This is a genomic window from Streptomyces sp. NPDC101191, assembly GCF_044767915.1.
In the GTDB taxonomy this organism is placed as follows: Bacteria; Actinomycetota; Actinomycetes; order Streptomycetales; family Streptomycetaceae; genus Streptomyces.
Genome location: NZ_JBIWOU010000002.1, coordinates 709,090 through 723,315 on the forward strand (window position 1 = coordinate 709,090; position 14,226 = coordinate 723,315).

Annotated in this window: 8 protein-coding genes and 1 pseudogene; 5 read left to right on the plus strand and 4 right to left on the minus strand. The window is 74.5% G+C overall.

The annotated features are described in order from the left end of the window. Nucleotides 1-86: 86 nt before the first annotated feature. Nucleotides 87-2,925, minus strand: a pseudogene (locus tag ACIRQF_RS10245) (ATP-binding protein). A gap of 145 nt (nt 2,926-3,070) precedes the next feature. Between ACIRQF_RS10245 and ACIRQF_RS10250 the strand changes: the two are divergent. Continuing rightward, nucleotides 3,071-5,365, plus strand: coding sequence for a SpoIIE family protein phosphatase (locus ACIRQF_RS10250; RefSeq protein WP_404090624.1), 2,295 nt, complete (start codon nt 3,071-3,073; stop codon nt 5,363-5,365). Between the two features lie 19 nt (nt 5,366-5,384). After that, nucleotides 5,385-6,395 carry a PHP domain-containing protein gene (locus tag ACIRQF_RS10255; RefSeq protein WP_382486819.1) on the plus strand — a complete coding sequence of 337 codons (1,011 nt, stop codon included), beginning with the start codon at nt 5,385-5,387 and terminating at the stop codon, nt 6,393-6,395. Nucleotides 6,396-6,491: 96 nt separating this feature from the next. Here the strand turns inward: ACIRQF_RS10255 and ACIRQF_RS10260 are convergent, their stop codons facing one another. Beyond that, nucleotides 6,492-7,883 (minus strand): NADP-dependent succinic semialdehyde dehydrogenase, encoded by a 1,392-nt coding sequence (locus ACIRQF_RS10260; protein WP_404090627.1) that lies wholly within the window; start codon nt 7,881-7,883, stop codon nt 6,492-6,494. A gap of 96 nt (nt 7,884-7,979) precedes the next feature. Further along, on the minus strand, nt 7,980-8,657 hold the full coding sequence (locus tag ACIRQF_RS10265; protein WP_404090630.1) for a ThuA domain-containing protein: 678 nt from the start codon (nt 8,655-8,657) through the stop codon (nt 7,980-7,982). A gap of 128 nt (nt 8,658-8,785) precedes the next feature. Between ACIRQF_RS10265 and ACIRQF_RS10270 the strand changes: the two genes are divergently transcribed. Next, nucleotides 8,786-9,598: a DUF3626 domain-containing protein gene (locus tag ACIRQF_RS10270; RefSeq protein ID WP_389759523.1), complete on the plus strand. Its 813-nt coding sequence runs from the start codon at nt 8,786-8,788 to the stop codon at nt 9,596-9,598. A 111-nt stretch (nt 9,599-9,709) separates the two neighbouring features. Further along, the gene (locus tag ACIRQF_RS10275) at nt 9,710-10,516 is read left to right on the plus strand and encodes a class II aldolase/adducin family protein (RefSeq protein WP_404090633.1); all 807 of its coding nucleotides are present in this window, start codon (nt 9,710-9,712) and stop codon (nt 10,514-10,516) included. Between the two features lie 72 nt (nt 10,517-10,588). Here the strand turns inward: ACIRQF_RS10275 and ACIRQF_RS10280 are convergent, their stop codons facing one another. Continuing rightward, nucleotides 10,589-11,245, minus strand: coding sequence for a TetR/AcrR family transcriptional regulator (locus ACIRQF_RS10280; RefSeq protein WP_404090636.1), 657 nt, complete (start codon nt 11,243-11,245; stop codon nt 10,589-10,591). 147 nt (nt 11,246-11,392) lie between these two features. Here ACIRQF_RS10280 and ACIRQF_RS10285 point away from each other — a divergent pair, with 147 nt between their 5' ends. Beyond that, on the plus strand, nt 11,393-14,221 hold the full coding sequence (locus tag ACIRQF_RS10285; RefSeq protein ID WP_404090639.1) for an FHA domain-containing protein: 2,829 nt from the start codon (nt 11,393-11,395) through the stop codon (nt 14,219-14,221). Nucleotides 14,222-14,226 lie beyond the last annotated feature (5 nt).

The following is a 14,226-nucleotide window of genomic DNA, read 5'->3' on the forward strand; positions in this document are numbered from 1 at the left end:
CAACTTCCTCGTCACTCTGGGCGATACGATACGCCCGGCGTGAGCCTGCCTCGCCGGACCCGGTGGGCGCGGCCGCGCCGCCGGGCTCAGCCCCGTACGAGGGCCGCGGCCTCCCGCACCGTGAGGGCGCCGCCCTCGGCGTGCCGGGCGGCGAGGACGTCCGGGGCGAGGGCGGCGCGCAGGGCCCGCTCGGCCCGGGCGCGCAGCCCGGCCTCGGTGCGGGAGGTCAGGGGTCGGATGCCGGCGCCGCCCGGGGTGCCGTGGTGTGCGTCGTAGGCGCCGAGAAGGCGGGCGCCCTCCTCGGGTGCCCCGGTCTCCGCGCGTACCCAGGCGGCAGCGGCGAACTGGGTGACGATCAGATAGGGGGCGACCAGATAGGCGAGGGCCTCCATCTCGCTCACGGCGCGGGCGAGTCGGGTGGCGGCCTCCTCGAAGGCCCCGTCCAGGCAGTCAAGCCAGCCGCCCAGACCGTCGAGCATGCCGTGGAAGAGGCCGGGGGTGAGGTCGCAGAATTCCCGCCGCATCAGGTCGAGTTGGGCCCGGGCAAGGGCGGTCCGGCCGGTGTTGCCGTAGTGCTGGGCGAGCAGCAGGCGCGGCGTGCTCACCGCCTCCAGGCCCGACTCGCCCGAGGCCTCGGCCGCCTCGACCAGCATGCGCTCCGCCTCGGCCCGCGCCTCCGGGTCGTCGGCCACGGTGGGGGTACGGAGCCGGACGGCGGCGAGCAGCGCCTCGAAGACGGGGACCTGGGAGCGGGCGCCGAGCCGCGCGACGGCGTCCACGGCCCGGGCGAAGTCCGCGGCGGCCTCGGCGGTGCGCCCGGCCCGTTCATAGGTCTCCCCGCGTGCGGCGAGCGACTCGGCGATCCCCCAGGAGTCCTGGGCCGCCTCGAACAGGGCCAGTGCCTCCTCGGCGTCCTGCGCCCGGGCGCCGAGGAGCTTGGCGCGCAGCAGCAGCCCGAAGGCCAGTTCCCAGCCCCCGCCGTGGGCGCGGGCGGCCGCCACCAGCGCGGCGAGGGTCTCGTCGAGGCTCCGGAACCGCCCGGTCATCAGCTGGGCGAAGAACCACATGGTGCCGGGGTGGCGCGCGACCTGCGGCAGTCCGGGGCGGTACGCGGCGATGATCGCGTCGAGGCGGGCGCGGGTCTCGGGGCGTTCGAGCGCGGTGGCGCCCTCGCCGCCCTCGGTGGCGAGGGCGAGCAGCCGTCCGCCGCGCCGGGCCTCCCGCAGCCGCTCGCCCGACCACGGCGGCGGCTCGTCGACGCACCGGCCCTGGAAGGGCTCGGCGGGCATCACGGGCTCCGCGAAGGGGTCGGTCCCGAGGGCGGTCGCCTCCCTCAGCCAGGAGCGGGCGTCGTGCTGGTGGTTGCGCAGCTGCCAGAACCAGCTCATCGCGTGGACGAGGCAGAGCATCTCCTGCTCGTCCCGGAGCCGTACGGCGGTCCGCATCGCGCCGCGCACGTTGTCGTGCTCGGTTTCGAGCCGCCACAGCGCGAACGACTGGCGGCCGGTGCGGAGTTCGGGGTCGGTGAGCCGCGCGAGCTCGCGGTAGTACGTCAGATGACGCCGCTCGGCGGCGTCCCGGTCCCCCGCCTCGTCGAGACGCTCGGCCGCGTACTCGGCCACCGTCTCCAGAAGCCGGTACCGCATCCCCGCCTCCGACTCCACCGCCACCACCAGCGACTTGTCCACCAGCGAACCCAGCAGCGACAACACCTCACCACCCGCAGCGCCCGGCACACCCTCACCGCACACCGCCTCGGCCGCCTCCAGATCACAACCGCCCGTGAACACCGCCAGCCTGCGCAGCACCGCCCGCTCCGAGGCGTCCAACAAGTCCCACGACCAGTCGACGACCGCACGCAGCGTCTGCTGCCGCGGCAACACCGTCCGCGCCCCCGAGGTCAGCAACCGGAAACGGTCGTCCAGCCGCTCCGCGATCTGACGGACACCCAACATCCGCAACCGCGCCGCCGCCAGCTCGATCGCCAACGGCAGACCGTCCAGCCGCCGCACGATCTCCGCCGCCGCCTCCGCGTCCTGCGCCACGTCGAAACCCGGCCGCACCGCGGCCCCCCGCTCACCGAACAGCCGCACCGCCGTCTCCTGCGGCAACGGCCCCAACGGCCGCAGCACCTCCCCCGGCACCCCCAACGGCTCACGACTCGTCGCCAGCACCGACACCCCCGGACAACGCGCCAGCAACACCTCCACCAACTCCGCCGCCGCACCCACCACATGCTCACAGTTGTCCAGCACCAGCAGCATCCGGCGCCGCGCGCAGTGCTCCACCAGGGCGGTGACGGCGTCACGGGCGGTGGGGTCGGCGAGGGCGGTGCCGCCCCAGACGTGGGTCTCGCGCGCGCCGAGGGCGGTGAGGACGGCGGCCGGGACGTCGGACTCGCCGCAGGGCCTGCAGCGGCTCGTCCAGCGGGTGCTCCGCGCACAGGGCGGCGAGCGGGTCGAGCGCCTCCTCGGCCCTGCCGAGAGCGACCGAGGCGGCGAGCCGGTCGCGCCGGGCACGCAGGCGGCGCTGCTCGGCCCGTACGGCGAGCGGGTCGGTGTCGTGCCCGGGGAGGTCGGCCAGGGCGGGGCCGCGCCACAGGGCGAGGGCCTCGTCGAGGAGGCCGGCGGCGCGCTCGGGACGACCGGCGTCCAGCTCCCGTGCGCCCTGGTCGGCGAGGTCCTCGAAGCGGAAGAGGTCGACGGCCTCGGGCGGGGCGGCCAGGCGATAGCCGCCGGGCTCGGAGGCGACCGCGTCGGGCCCGAGGGCGCGGCGGAGCCGGCCGACGAGGGCCTGGAGGGCCGCCCCGCGGGCGTCGGCGGTGTCCTCGGCCCACACCTGGGCGATGAGGGCGTCCGTGCGGACGGGGCGGCCGCCCGCGGCGGCGAGCGCGGTGAGCAGGGCCCGCAGCCGGGCGCCGTTCAGGACGGCCTCGCCGCGGTCGGCGCGGTGGGCCTGGACGGGTCCGAGGATGCGGTAGGGCGGCTGCACCGGCCCATTCTGCCGAATCGCCCGAGTGGCGGTGTCGTCGGCATGGCGTCCGGGGGGTGCCGGTTCGACAATGGGGAGGATGACCGATGACGAGCGGAGCACGCGCGGCGGCGAGATCGGGCCGACCGAGCGCCTCGCCATGAACCGCACCGGTAGCTTCGACTGGGATCTCGACAAAGGCACCATCGATGTCGACGACGCGGGGTTGCTGGTCTTCGGGCTTGCCCCGGGCGACTTCGACGGGCGCCCCGCGACGCTCGTGCGCGGTCTGGACCCCGGGGAGCGGACCCGGCTCGAGGGGGTCATCCGGCAGGCCATCACGAGCGGCGAGAGCTCGTACACGGCGCACGTCCGGCTCGAACGGATCGACGGCACACCCCAGTGGACGCACGTGCAGGCGCGGATCCTGCGCCGGGCGGGCGGCATGGCGCACCGGATCGTGGGGATCGTGCGGGACGCGACGACCGAGGTCACGCACTCGGCGTTCGTGCTCGACCTGGAGAAGCGCCGCGAGGTGCAGACCTCCATCGTGGAGCGGACGACGCACGCGCTGTCGCGGGCGGTGACCGTGGACGACGTGACGGCAGCGCTGACCGGTCCGGGCGGGCTGGCGCGGCTGGGCGCGGAGGGGCTCGCGCTCGGCCTGGTGGAGAACGGTTCCCTCAACATCATCGCGCTGAGCGGCGAGTCCATGGAGGCCTTCGACGACTTCCGCAGCCGGCGTCTGGAGCGCGGGCTGCCGCTCGCGGAGGCGGTGCTGAGCGGGCGGCCCCGCTTCGTGAACTCGTTCCCGACCCTCGGGCAGGACTTCCCCCAGCTCGCCGAGTACGTGCGCCGGATGCCCTTCAGGTCGGCCTGTTACCTGCCGCTCGTCGCGCAGGCCCGCGCGCTCGGCGGGATGGCCCTGTTCTACCGGCGCCCGAGCACCTTCAAGTCGGACGAGCGCAATCTGCTGCTCGGTCTGGCGGCGATCGTCGCGCAGTCGCTGCAGCGGGCGATCCTCTTCGACGAGGAGCGGGAGCTGGCCACCGGGCTGCAGGCCACGATGCTGCCGCGCCGGATCCCCGTGATCACCGGTGGCGAGATCGCCGTCCGGTACCACGCGGCGTGGAGCGGGCGGCAGGTCGGCGGCGACTGGTACGACGTGATCCCGCTGCCGCGCGGCCGGGTCGGGGTCGTGGTGGGCGACGTGCAGGGGCACGACACGCACGCCGCCGCGATCATGGGCCAGCTGCGGATCGCGCTGCGGGCGTACGCGGGCGAGGGCCACGCCCCGTCGACGGTGCTCGCCCGCGCCTCCCGTTTCCTGGCCGAGCTGGACACCAATCGCTTCGCGACCTGCACGTACGCCCAGGTGGATCTGGCCGGGGGGACGGTGCGCGGGGTACGGGCGGGCCATCTGGGGCCGCTGATCCGGCACACGGACGGGCGCGTGGGCCGGCCGAAACTGCGCGGCGGTCTGCCGCTGGGTCTGGCGACGGTCTTCGGGGAGGAGGAGTTCCCGGAGACCCGGCTCGACCTGGTGCCCGGCGAGACGCTCGTGCTCTGCACCGACGGCCTGGTCGAGCAGCCGGGCACGGACATCGAGACGGGGCTCGCCGCGCTCGCCGACGCGGTGAGCAGCGGCCCGCCGCAGGCGGAGGCGCTCGCGGACCATCTGTCCGAGACGCTGTGGGAGCGGTGGGGATCGGGCGACGACGTGGCCCTGCTCGTCCTGAGGCGCAGCCCCGACCCGGGCACTCCGCGGGCCCCGCGCATCCACCAGTACATCCACCAGGCCGATCCCCAGGGCCTGTCGGACGCGCGGGCGGCGGTGGGACAGGCGCTCGTGGACTGGGGGATGCCGGAACTGGCCGACGACGCCGAGCTGTTGACGGGCGAGCTGCTCGTGAACGTCCTGCTGCACACCGAGGGCGGCGCGGTGCTCACCCTGGAGGTGCTGCCGGAGCCGGTGCGGCGGGTACGGCTCTCGGTCCAGGACCGGTCGAGCGCCTGGCCCCGGCGCCGTACCCCGGGCGAGGCGGCCACCTCGGGGCGCGGACTGCTCCTGATGGACGCCATCGCCTCGCGGTGGGGCGTGGAGCCGCGCGGCGAGGGCAAGGCTGTGTGGTGCGAGATCGGGGCCGTCGAGTCGAACGGCTCGGTGAACGGCACGGGCGGCGCGTCGTCCTCCGACGGTGGCGCCGCTCCGGACACGGCGTCCCGCCGCGCCCCGGCCGCTCCCGGTTCGCCGTCCCGCGGCGGCGCCGCGTCCTCGGGCGGCTCGGCGGCCCCGGGCGGCTCGGCGGCCCCGGGCGGCCTGGGCGGTCCCGGTGACTTCGGCGACCTCGGCGACCTCGGTGGCTTCGGCGACCCGGGCGACCCGGCGGGCTGAGCGAAAGGCGGTACGGCGGATGGATCCGGTGGCGGCGCTGGAGCGGATCGCGTTCCTCCTGGAGCGCTCACAGGCGCCCACGTACCGGGTCCGAGCCTTCCGTACGGCCTCGGCCGCGGTGAGCGCGCTCGGCGCCGACGAGGTGGCCGAGCGGGCCGCGGGCGGGACCCTGGAGTCGGTGAAGGGGATCGGCCCGAAGACGGCGGCCGTGGTGAGCGAGGCCCTGGCCGGGCGGGTGCCGGAGTACCTGGAGCGCCTGGAGCGGGAGATCCCGGTGCCGCAGGCGCAGGGCGGCGACGCCTTGCGGGCCGCGCTGCGCGGCGACTGCCATCTCCACTCGGACTGGTCGGACGGCGGCAGCACCATCGAGGACATGGGCCGCACGGCGGCCCGGCTGGGCCACGCGTGGGCGGTCCTGACGGACCATTCACCGAGCCTGAAAGTGGCCCGCGGCCTGTCCCCCGACCGGCTTCGGGAGCAACTGGACGTGGTGGCGCGGCTGAACGAGGAATGGGCGCCCTTCCGGCTGCTCACCGGCATCGAGTGCGACATCCTGGAGGACGGCTCCCTCGACCAGGAGCCCGAACTCCTCGACCGGCTCGACCTCGTGGTGGGTTCGGTGCACTCGAAGCTGCGGATGGACGCGCGGGCGATGACCCGCCGCATGGAGCGGGCGGTCCGCAATCCCCTGATGGACGTGCTGGGTCACTGCACGGGGCGCCTGGTGAGCGGCGGACGGCTGCGTCCGGAGTCGGAGTTCGACGCGGAACGTGTGTTCGCCGCCTGTGCCGAGTCCGGCACGGCCGTCGAGATCAACAGCCGCCCGGAACGGCTCGACCCGCCGCGCCGGCTCCTCCGGCTCGCGGTGGAGGCAGGGGTGCACTTCGCGGTGGACACCGACGCGCACGCCCCGGGCCAGCTGGAGTGGCAGATCTTCGGCTGCGCGCGGGCGGAGGAGTGCGAGGTGCCGGCGGACCGCGTGATCAACACCTGGTCCGCCGAGGACCTGCTCGCCTGGACCCGGGCCTGACCCGCCCCGCGCGCGACCGGCCGCCTCGGCCGCCTCTGGGCTCGGCGCCGAGGACCGGGGCCCGCTGCTCGGGGCGCCTCACCCGGGGCTCGGTGCTCAGGCGCGCTGCCAGACCGTGGTGGCGTTGCAGAACTCGCGGATGCCGTGGCCCGAGAGCTCGCGTCCGTAGCCGGAGCGCTTCACGCCGCCGAAGGGGAGGGCGGGGTGGGAGGCGGTCATGCCGTTGACGAAGACGCCGCCGGCCTCCAGGTCCCGGACGAAGAAGGCGACGTCCTCGTCCTTGCGGGTCCAGACGTTCGCGCTCAGGCCGAAGGGCGAGTCGTTGGCGACGGCGACGGCCTCCTCGATGTCGGCCACCGGGTAGAGGGTGGCGACCGGGCCGAAGGTCTCCTCCTGGTGGATGCGCATGGCCGGGGTGATGCCGGTGAGGACGGTCGGCTGGTAGAACCAGCCGCGCGGGAACCCGGGCGGCCGGGCGCCGCCGCACAGGACGGTCGCGCCGGCGGCGACCGCGTCGTCGACCAGGGCCTCCAGGTCGGTGCGCCCCTGCTCGGTGGCGAGCGGACCCACGTCCGTGTCCTCGTCGAGGGGATCGCCGACGGCGAGGGCGTTCATGGCGGCGGTGAAACGCTCGGCGAAATCGTCGTAGACGTCCCGGTGGACGATGAAGCGCTTGGCCGCGATGCAGGACTGGCCGTTGTTCTGGACGCGTGCGGTGACGGCGGTCTTCACGGCCCTGGGCAGGTCGGCGGAGGGCATGACGATGTACGGGTCGCTGCCGCCAAGCTCCAGGACGGTCTTCTTGACCTCGTCCCCGGCGATCGAGGCCACCGAACGGCCCGCCGGCTCGCTGCCCGTGAGGGTGGCGGCGACGACCCGGGGGTCGCGCAGCACGCCCTCGACGGCGCGGGAGCCGATGAGGAGGGTCTGGAAACAGCCCTCGGGAAAGCCGGCGCGGCGGAACAGCTCGCCCAGGTACAGGGCGGTCTGGGGGACGTTGGAGGCGTGCTTGAGGAGCCCGGTGTTGCCGGCCATGAGCGCGGGCGCTGCGAAGCGGATCACCTGCCAGAGCGGGAAGTTCCACGGCATCACGGCGAGGACCGGGCCGAGCGGCCGGTAGTGGACGCGCGCGAGGTCGGCGCCCGCGTCGTGCACGTCGTGCTCGGCGGGGTGCTCGTCGGCGAGCAGGGCCTCGGCGTGCTCGGCGTACCAGCGCATCGTCTTGGCGCACTTGGCGGCCTCGGCACGGGCCGCCACGATCGGCTTGCCCATCTCCGTGGTCATGGTGCGGGCGATGTCCTCGGCGTCCTCGTCGAGGAGGGCCGCCGCCGCGCGCATCAGCCGGGCCCGGTCGGCGAAGGGGGTGGTGCGGTACTGGCGGTACGCCTCGTGGGCGGCGTCGATACGACGCTCCACCTCGTCGGGCCCGTGCGCCTCGTACGTGCGCAGTGTCTCGCCCGTCGTCGGGTTCACGGTGGCGATGCCCATGTCGTCTCCTCCTGGCGTCCGCCCCCACCGTTCAACCTTCCGCTGCCCGGGCCCGCCCGCAAATCGGGGCGGGGCGGTGGGGTGACCCCGCCGGGCTCATCCGCCCGTCACCCAGCGGAGCGCACCGGCCAGGTGGGCGCGGAAGACGGGGTGAGTGTATGCCTCGGCGGCGTGGCCGAGCGCGGTGAACAGGACGCGGCCCCGGTCGGGAGCGGCGTCGCGGCACCAGACCAGGGGGTGGTCGGCGCCCAGGGTGCCGCCGCGGTAACTGGTCTCGTCGGCGCGGGCCAGGACCCGGACGCCGGCGGCCCGGGGATGGGCGGTGAAGTTGTACCACTCGTCGGTCCACTCCCAGCGCCCCGGCAAGGGTGCGGTCGCCGGGTGGTCGGGCGCGTCGACGCACACGGCGCCGGGCTGGAGCTCGGGGTGCCCGTCGAAGCGTGTGCCGAGGAGCTCGCCGTAGAAGGGCCAGTCGGGCTCGGCGTTGGCCGCCGCGTGGACGGCGAGGAGGCCCCCGCCGCCCCGGACGTACGCCTCGAAGGCGGTGCGGCCCGCGTCGGAAAGGACGGTGCCGGTGGTCGAGAGCAGGACGACGGCGGCGCAACGGGCGAGCCGGTGCGGCGAGAAGACGGCGGGGTCCTCGGTCGCCTCGGCCGCGAATCCGGCCTCGGCCGCGAGCTCGGCCAGGGCGGCGGCGCCTGCGGGGATGGACTCGTGGCGGTAGCCGCTGGTACGGGTGTAGACGAGGACGTCCCTCGCCGTGCTGCTCGCCACGTGACGTACGCCCCTGCTCTTCCCGGGTCCGGCTCGCGCCGACCCCCGCGGAGCAAGCGCTTTCCGTGCTGACCGTAGCCAGCGAAATCCGGCTGCCGCAAGCCCCTTGCCTGCGCCAGACTGCGCCGATGGACCTCCTGACCAGAGCGCGTCGCGCCCTCGCCCACGTCTCCGCCCGGTCCGCGGGCGGCCCGCTGGATCCCGCCCTGCGGGTAACCCTGAACTTCCATCCCACCTTCCTCGGCCGACTCACCGAGGACGGCGTCTACCGCTCGCAGTTCGTCACCGGAACCAGCAACGGCGGGCTCACCGCCCACCCCGGTGGCGACCGGTGGCGCTGGGAGAGCCGGATCTTCGGGGGCGCGTACGACGACGCCCCGGCGCACGAGCGGCCGGTGTACGGCGCACTCGACCACCGCCGCCGCCCGTACGGAGCCGCGCCCCGCTTCGGCTCCGCGCACTTCCGCCTCGCCGCACCCACCCTGTCGCGTACGACCTTCTGCTACCCGGACAGCGTCCTGGAGCCGACCGACTTCGGGGTCGCGGAGCGGGCGGCCCTGATAGCGCTCGCGTCCGCCGACGACAAGGACGCGCTCGACGACTACGTCGAGGCACAGGTCCACGGCGCCGTCGAGATCGGCCGGGACGTGGAGGCGCTGGTCCTCGACCCGTCGTTCCGCGGCACGGAAGTGGAGAGCGCGGCCCGCGCGCTCCCGTGCCCGGTGGAGTGGCACGCCGGTTTCCGGCTGTCGGTCGCGGAGCTGAGACGCCGGCCGGACTTCCGGGGGCCGGAGTTCGTGGAGCTGGGCGCCGGGATCGCCGTGGACGGGTGGCTGGATCCGCGGATCGTGCAGGAGGCGGCCGAGTCGGGCCGGTACGACCGGCAGGACGTGAAGCGGGTGTGGCACCTGCTGGCCCGGTTCGGGGCGCCCGGAGCCTGAGCGGAAGGGTCGTTGTCGCATCGGATACACCGCTGTATCTTTTTGCCCGCACCGCGCCCGGCGGTGGTTTCCGGCCGCCCGGGTGTCCGCCGCGCACCCCCCGGAGGACCCATGAGCACCCTGCCGCCCGCCCTGGCCGCCGCCGTCGGCCCCCTGCCGGACGGAGTCACGCTGCCGCTGCCGCCGTCCTTCGACTCCGTCGAGGAGGAGCGCCGCTACCGTAAGGAGCAACTGGCCGCCGGCTTCCGCATCTTCGGCCGGTTCGGCTTCTTGGAGGGTGTCGCCGGGCACATCACCGTGCGGGACCCCGAGGACCCGGACACCTTCTGGGTCAACCCGTTCGGGATGAGCTTCTCCCAGATCAAGGCCTCCGACCTCGTCCGCGTCGACCACGAGGGCCGGGTGCTCGACGGGCGCCGTCCGGTCAACCGGGCCGCGTTCGTCATCCACTCCCAGGTGCACGCGGCCCGGCCGGACGCGACGGCGGCCGCGCACTCCCACTCTCTGCACGGCAAGGCCTTCTCCAGCCTCGGCGTTCCGCTCGACCCGATCACGCAGGACGCCTGCGCGTTCTTCGAGGACCACGGGATCTACGACGACTACCGGGGCGTCGTCAACGAGCTGGACGAGGGCGCGCGGGTCGCGAAGGCCCTCGGCACGTACAAGGCGGTCGTGCTGAAGAACCACGGACTGCTCACGGTCGGCCGGTCGGTGGCCGAGGCGGTGTGGTGGTTCGTCACGATGGAACGCTCGTGCCAGGCGCAGCTGTTGGCGATGGCGGCGGGCACCCCGCAGCTGATCGACCGGGAGACGGCGCTGCTCACCCGGGGCCAGATCGGGACGTCCCTGGCCGGCTGGTTCCAGGCCAGGCCGCTGTGGGACCAGATCACGGCCTCGGACCCGGACCTCTTCGACTGAGAGGCGGAGCGGGGTGAGGGCCGAACCTCCACGGGAGGCCGAGCCCGGGCCTGCGGGAGGCGGAGTCGGCGGCTACGCGGGAGGTGGGCTCCAAGGCTGCGCCCGCGGCAGGGGCGCCCGCTGCGCCGGCCGCGTGGAGGCCGCCAACAGCGGTGCGAGGAAGTCGCGTTCGAGACTCCCCGGAGGCAGGGCATCCGGCTCGACGTAGCTCTGCCCGAGTCCGCCCTCGCGCAGGGCGACGATCAACCGGGCGAACCGGTCGGCGTCCACGGTGAGTTCGAGGCCCGCCCGTTCCAGGACCAGCTCCAGGCCGCGGGCGATCTCGGCGCGCAGCCGGGCGTCGTGCCGGGCGAGCACCCACGCCGCCTGCCGGTCACGGATGGCGTGCAGGGTGAACTCGGTGCTGACCAGGTACCAGTCGCGCTCGTCCGGCTCGACGCGCGAGGCGAGCCCGGCCAGCCGCTCCAGGGTGCACTCCTCGGGGGCGAGCGCGTCGATCGACTCGGCGAGGCGGCTCACGATCCGCTCGCCGTGCTCGTCGAAGAGGGCGAGGAAGAGTTCCTCCTTGCTCGCGAAGTTCGAGTAGTACGCGCCGCGCGTGAATCCGGCGCGCTCGCAGATCTGCTCGATCGACGCGGCGTGGAAGCCGTGCTCGGCGAAGGTCTCCAGGGCCGCCTTCAGGAGGGCCGCACGGGTGCGGGGGCGGCGCTTGGTGACACCTTTCGGCACGGTCGGCTCCTCCTTCGCGTCCCCTCCAGGGGGTGGGTCCCGCTCCCCTCGGGGAGCGGCCGGGTCACCCCTTCGGGGGCGGGTCGGCGCCCACGATACCGGCGGCTCGCCCGGGCACGGAGCCGCCGACGACGTTAAGATTCACGCATGGGAGAGCGGCCCGTTGCGCCCGCCGCGCCCGCACTGGTCCTCGAGATCGACGGGGACGCGACCCTCGTGAACCCGGGCCGCGTCTATCGCATCGGGCGCGACCCCACCAGCGACTTCGTCCTCGCCGACGCCCGGACGTCCTGGCACCACGCGGTGCTGCGGGCGGTCGGCGACCACTGGACCCTCGAGGACGAGGGCAGTACGAACGGCACCTATGCCGACGACCGCCGGGTGCACCTCAGCATGGTCGGCGTCGGCACCGTCATGCGCTTCGGCCACCCGTCGGAAGGGCCGAGGGCGGTGCTCCTGCCGTCCCCGGACGCCGCGCCGGCCGGATCGGCGCCCCCGGCACCCGTACGTCCGGAGCCGGCCCGGCCGCCGGATCCGGTACGGGAGGAGCCGACGCCGCCCCCGGACGCCGGACGAGCGGAGCCGGCGGGGCCCCGGCCGCACGCCGCGCCCGAACCCGTCCGGCCCGAACCGGCGGCGCACGAGCCCTCGCCGCCTCCCGCGCCCGTCGCTCCCGAGCCTCCGGCTCCCGCGCCTCCGGCCGCCGAGCCCGTGGCCCTCGACCGTCGGGGCGCACGGCCGCCTGCACCGGAGCCCGTGCCCCCTGAGCCCGCGGCACCCGCACGGCCCGCAGGCCCTGCTCCGACGCCTGCCGACCTCGGCTCCCCCGCACCGCCGGTCCACGGCTCCGCGGGCCCGGCCGACTCCGGCTCTCCCGTCCCCCCGGACCCCGGCTCCCCCCTCTCCCCGGACCTCGGCTCCCCCCTTCCGCCGGACCTCGGCCCTCCCGCACCCCCGGCGCCGCCTCCCCGCCCGTCCTCCGTCGCGTACCCCGCGCTGACCGGGACGTTCCGGCAGCCGACCTCCGTGCGGCCGCTGCCCGCGCACACGGTACGGATCGGCCGTGCCACGGACAACGACCTGGTCGTCGACGACCTGACCGTCTCGCGCCGGCACGCCGAGCTGCGGGCCGCGCCGGACGGCACGTACTGGATCCACGACCTCGGCAGCCACAACGGCACCTTCCTCAACGGGCATCCCGTCGCGGAGGCGCGCGTGACACCCGAGGACATCGTGGGCATCGGCCACGCCGCGTTCTGTCTCATCGGCGGCAACCTGGTCGAGTTCACCGACACCGGCGAGGTCTCCCTCGACGTGCAGGAACTGGCCGTCACCGTCGACCACGGCCACAAGACGCTCCTGGACGGCGTCTCCTTCCCGGTCGGGCAGAAGTGCCTGCTCGCCGTCGTGGGACCGTCCGGCGCGGGCAAGTCGACGCTCCTCGGCGCGCTGACGGGGCAGCGGCCCGCCGACCGGGGCACGGTCCTCTACGACGGCCGCGACCTCTACCGGGACTACGCCGAGCTGCGCCAGCGCATCGGCCTCGTCCCGCAGGACGACATCCTGCATCTCCAGCTCACCGTCCGCCGGGCCCTCGGCTACGCCGCCGAACTGCGCTTCCCCGAGGACACCGCCCCGGAGGAGCGGCGTGCCCGGGTGGACGAGGTGATCCGCGAACTCGGTCTGGGAGAACGGGCCGGGCAGCCGATCCACAGCCTCTCCGGCGGCCAGCGCAAACGGGTGAGCGTGGCCCTGGAACTGCTCACCAAACCGTCGCTGCTCTTCCTCGACGAGCCCACCTCCGGGCTCGACCCGGGCATGGACCGCTCGGTGATGCACATGCTGCGCGGGCTGGCCGACGACGGGCGCACCGTCATCGTCGTCACCCACAGTGTGCTGAGCCTGGACGTGTGCGACCGACTGCTCGTCCTCGCGCCGGGCGGCCGGGTGGCCTATTACGGTCCGCCGGGCGAGACGCTGGACTTCTTCGGCTTCCCGCAGTGGCCGGAGGCGTTCGAGGCCTTCGAGAACGACCGCGACCGCGACTGGGCGGGCCAGTACCGCGACTCGCGCTTCCACCGGCAGTACATCGAGGAGGCGACGGAGCGCCCGAGCCTGCCGCGGACGGGGACGCCGCCGGAGCCGGCACCGCCGCCCAAGGCGCAGAGCTGGTGGGCCCAGCTGCGGACGCTCGTCCGGCGGTACGCGGCGGCCCTGTCCGCCGACCGGACCTTCCTGGCGATCATGGTGGCGCTGCCGTTCGTCATGGGCGCGATGGCCCGCGCCCTGTCGGAAGGGAAGCTCAATCCCGAGTCGACCCTGAACGTCCTGCTCATCCTCTGCGTCGGCGGGGTGCTGACGGGAGCCGCGAACGCGGTGCGCGAGCTGGTGAAGGAACGGACCATCTACCGCCGGGAGAGAGCCGTCGGCCTGTCCCGTTCGGCGTATCTGATGTCCAAGGTGGTCGTCCTGGGCCTGATCACGGTCGTGCAGGCGGTGGTCCTCACGCTGGTCGCGCTGATCGGCGTCCCGCTCGGGGCGCCCGACGGCAAGGGCGTGCTGATGCCGCCGCTGCTGGAGATCACCCTGGCCGTCGCCCTGCTCGCGTTCACGGCCATGATGCTCGGCCTGTTCGTCTCCGCCCTGGTGCGCAAGGAGGAGGTGACGATGCCGCTGCTCGTCCTCCTCGCCATCGTCCAGGTGGTGTTCTGCGGTGCCCTGCTCAACGTGCGCGGCACTCCGGTCCTGGAACAGCTGGCCTGGCTGGTGCCCTCGCGGTGGGCGTTCGCGGCGATGGGCGCGACCATCGACATCGGGGCGACGGTGCCGGGCGAGAAGACCGCCGACCCGCTGATGGACCACACGGTGAGCGCGTGGCTCCTCGACATGGGGATGCTGGTGCTGCTGAGTGTCGTCCTCGGGCTCGTGGTGGCCCGGCTGCTGCGCCGGCACGAGCCGGTCGTGATGCGGAGGTAGGAACC

What these genes read in the sequence shown, in the direction of transcription:
- ACIRQF_RS10250 (WP_404090624.1), top strand. Translation starts at nt 3,071, where the DNA reads ATGACCGATGACGAGCGGAGCACGCGCGGCGGCGAGATCGGGCCGACC.
- ACIRQF_RS10255 (WP_382486819.1), top strand. Translation starts at nt 5,385, where the DNA reads ATGGATCCGGTGGCGGCGCTGGAGCGGATCGCGTTCCTCCTGGAGCGC.
- ACIRQF_RS10260 (WP_404090627.1), bottom strand. Translation starts at nt 7,883, where the DNA reads ATGGGCATCGCCACCGTGAACCCGACGACGGGCGAGACACTGCGCACG.
- ACIRQF_RS10270 (WP_389759523.1), top strand. Translation starts at nt 8,786, where the DNA reads ATGGACCTCCTGACCAGAGCGCGTCGCGCCCTCGCCCACGTCTCCGCC.
- ACIRQF_RS10275 (WP_404090633.1), top strand. Translation starts at nt 9,710, where the DNA reads ATGAGCACCCTGCCGCCCGCCCTGGCCGCCGCCGTCGGCCCCCTGCCG.
- ACIRQF_RS10285 (WP_404090639.1), top strand. Translation starts at nt 11,393, where the DNA reads ATGGGAGAGCGGCCCGTTGCGCCCGCCGCGCCCGCACTGGTCCTCGAG.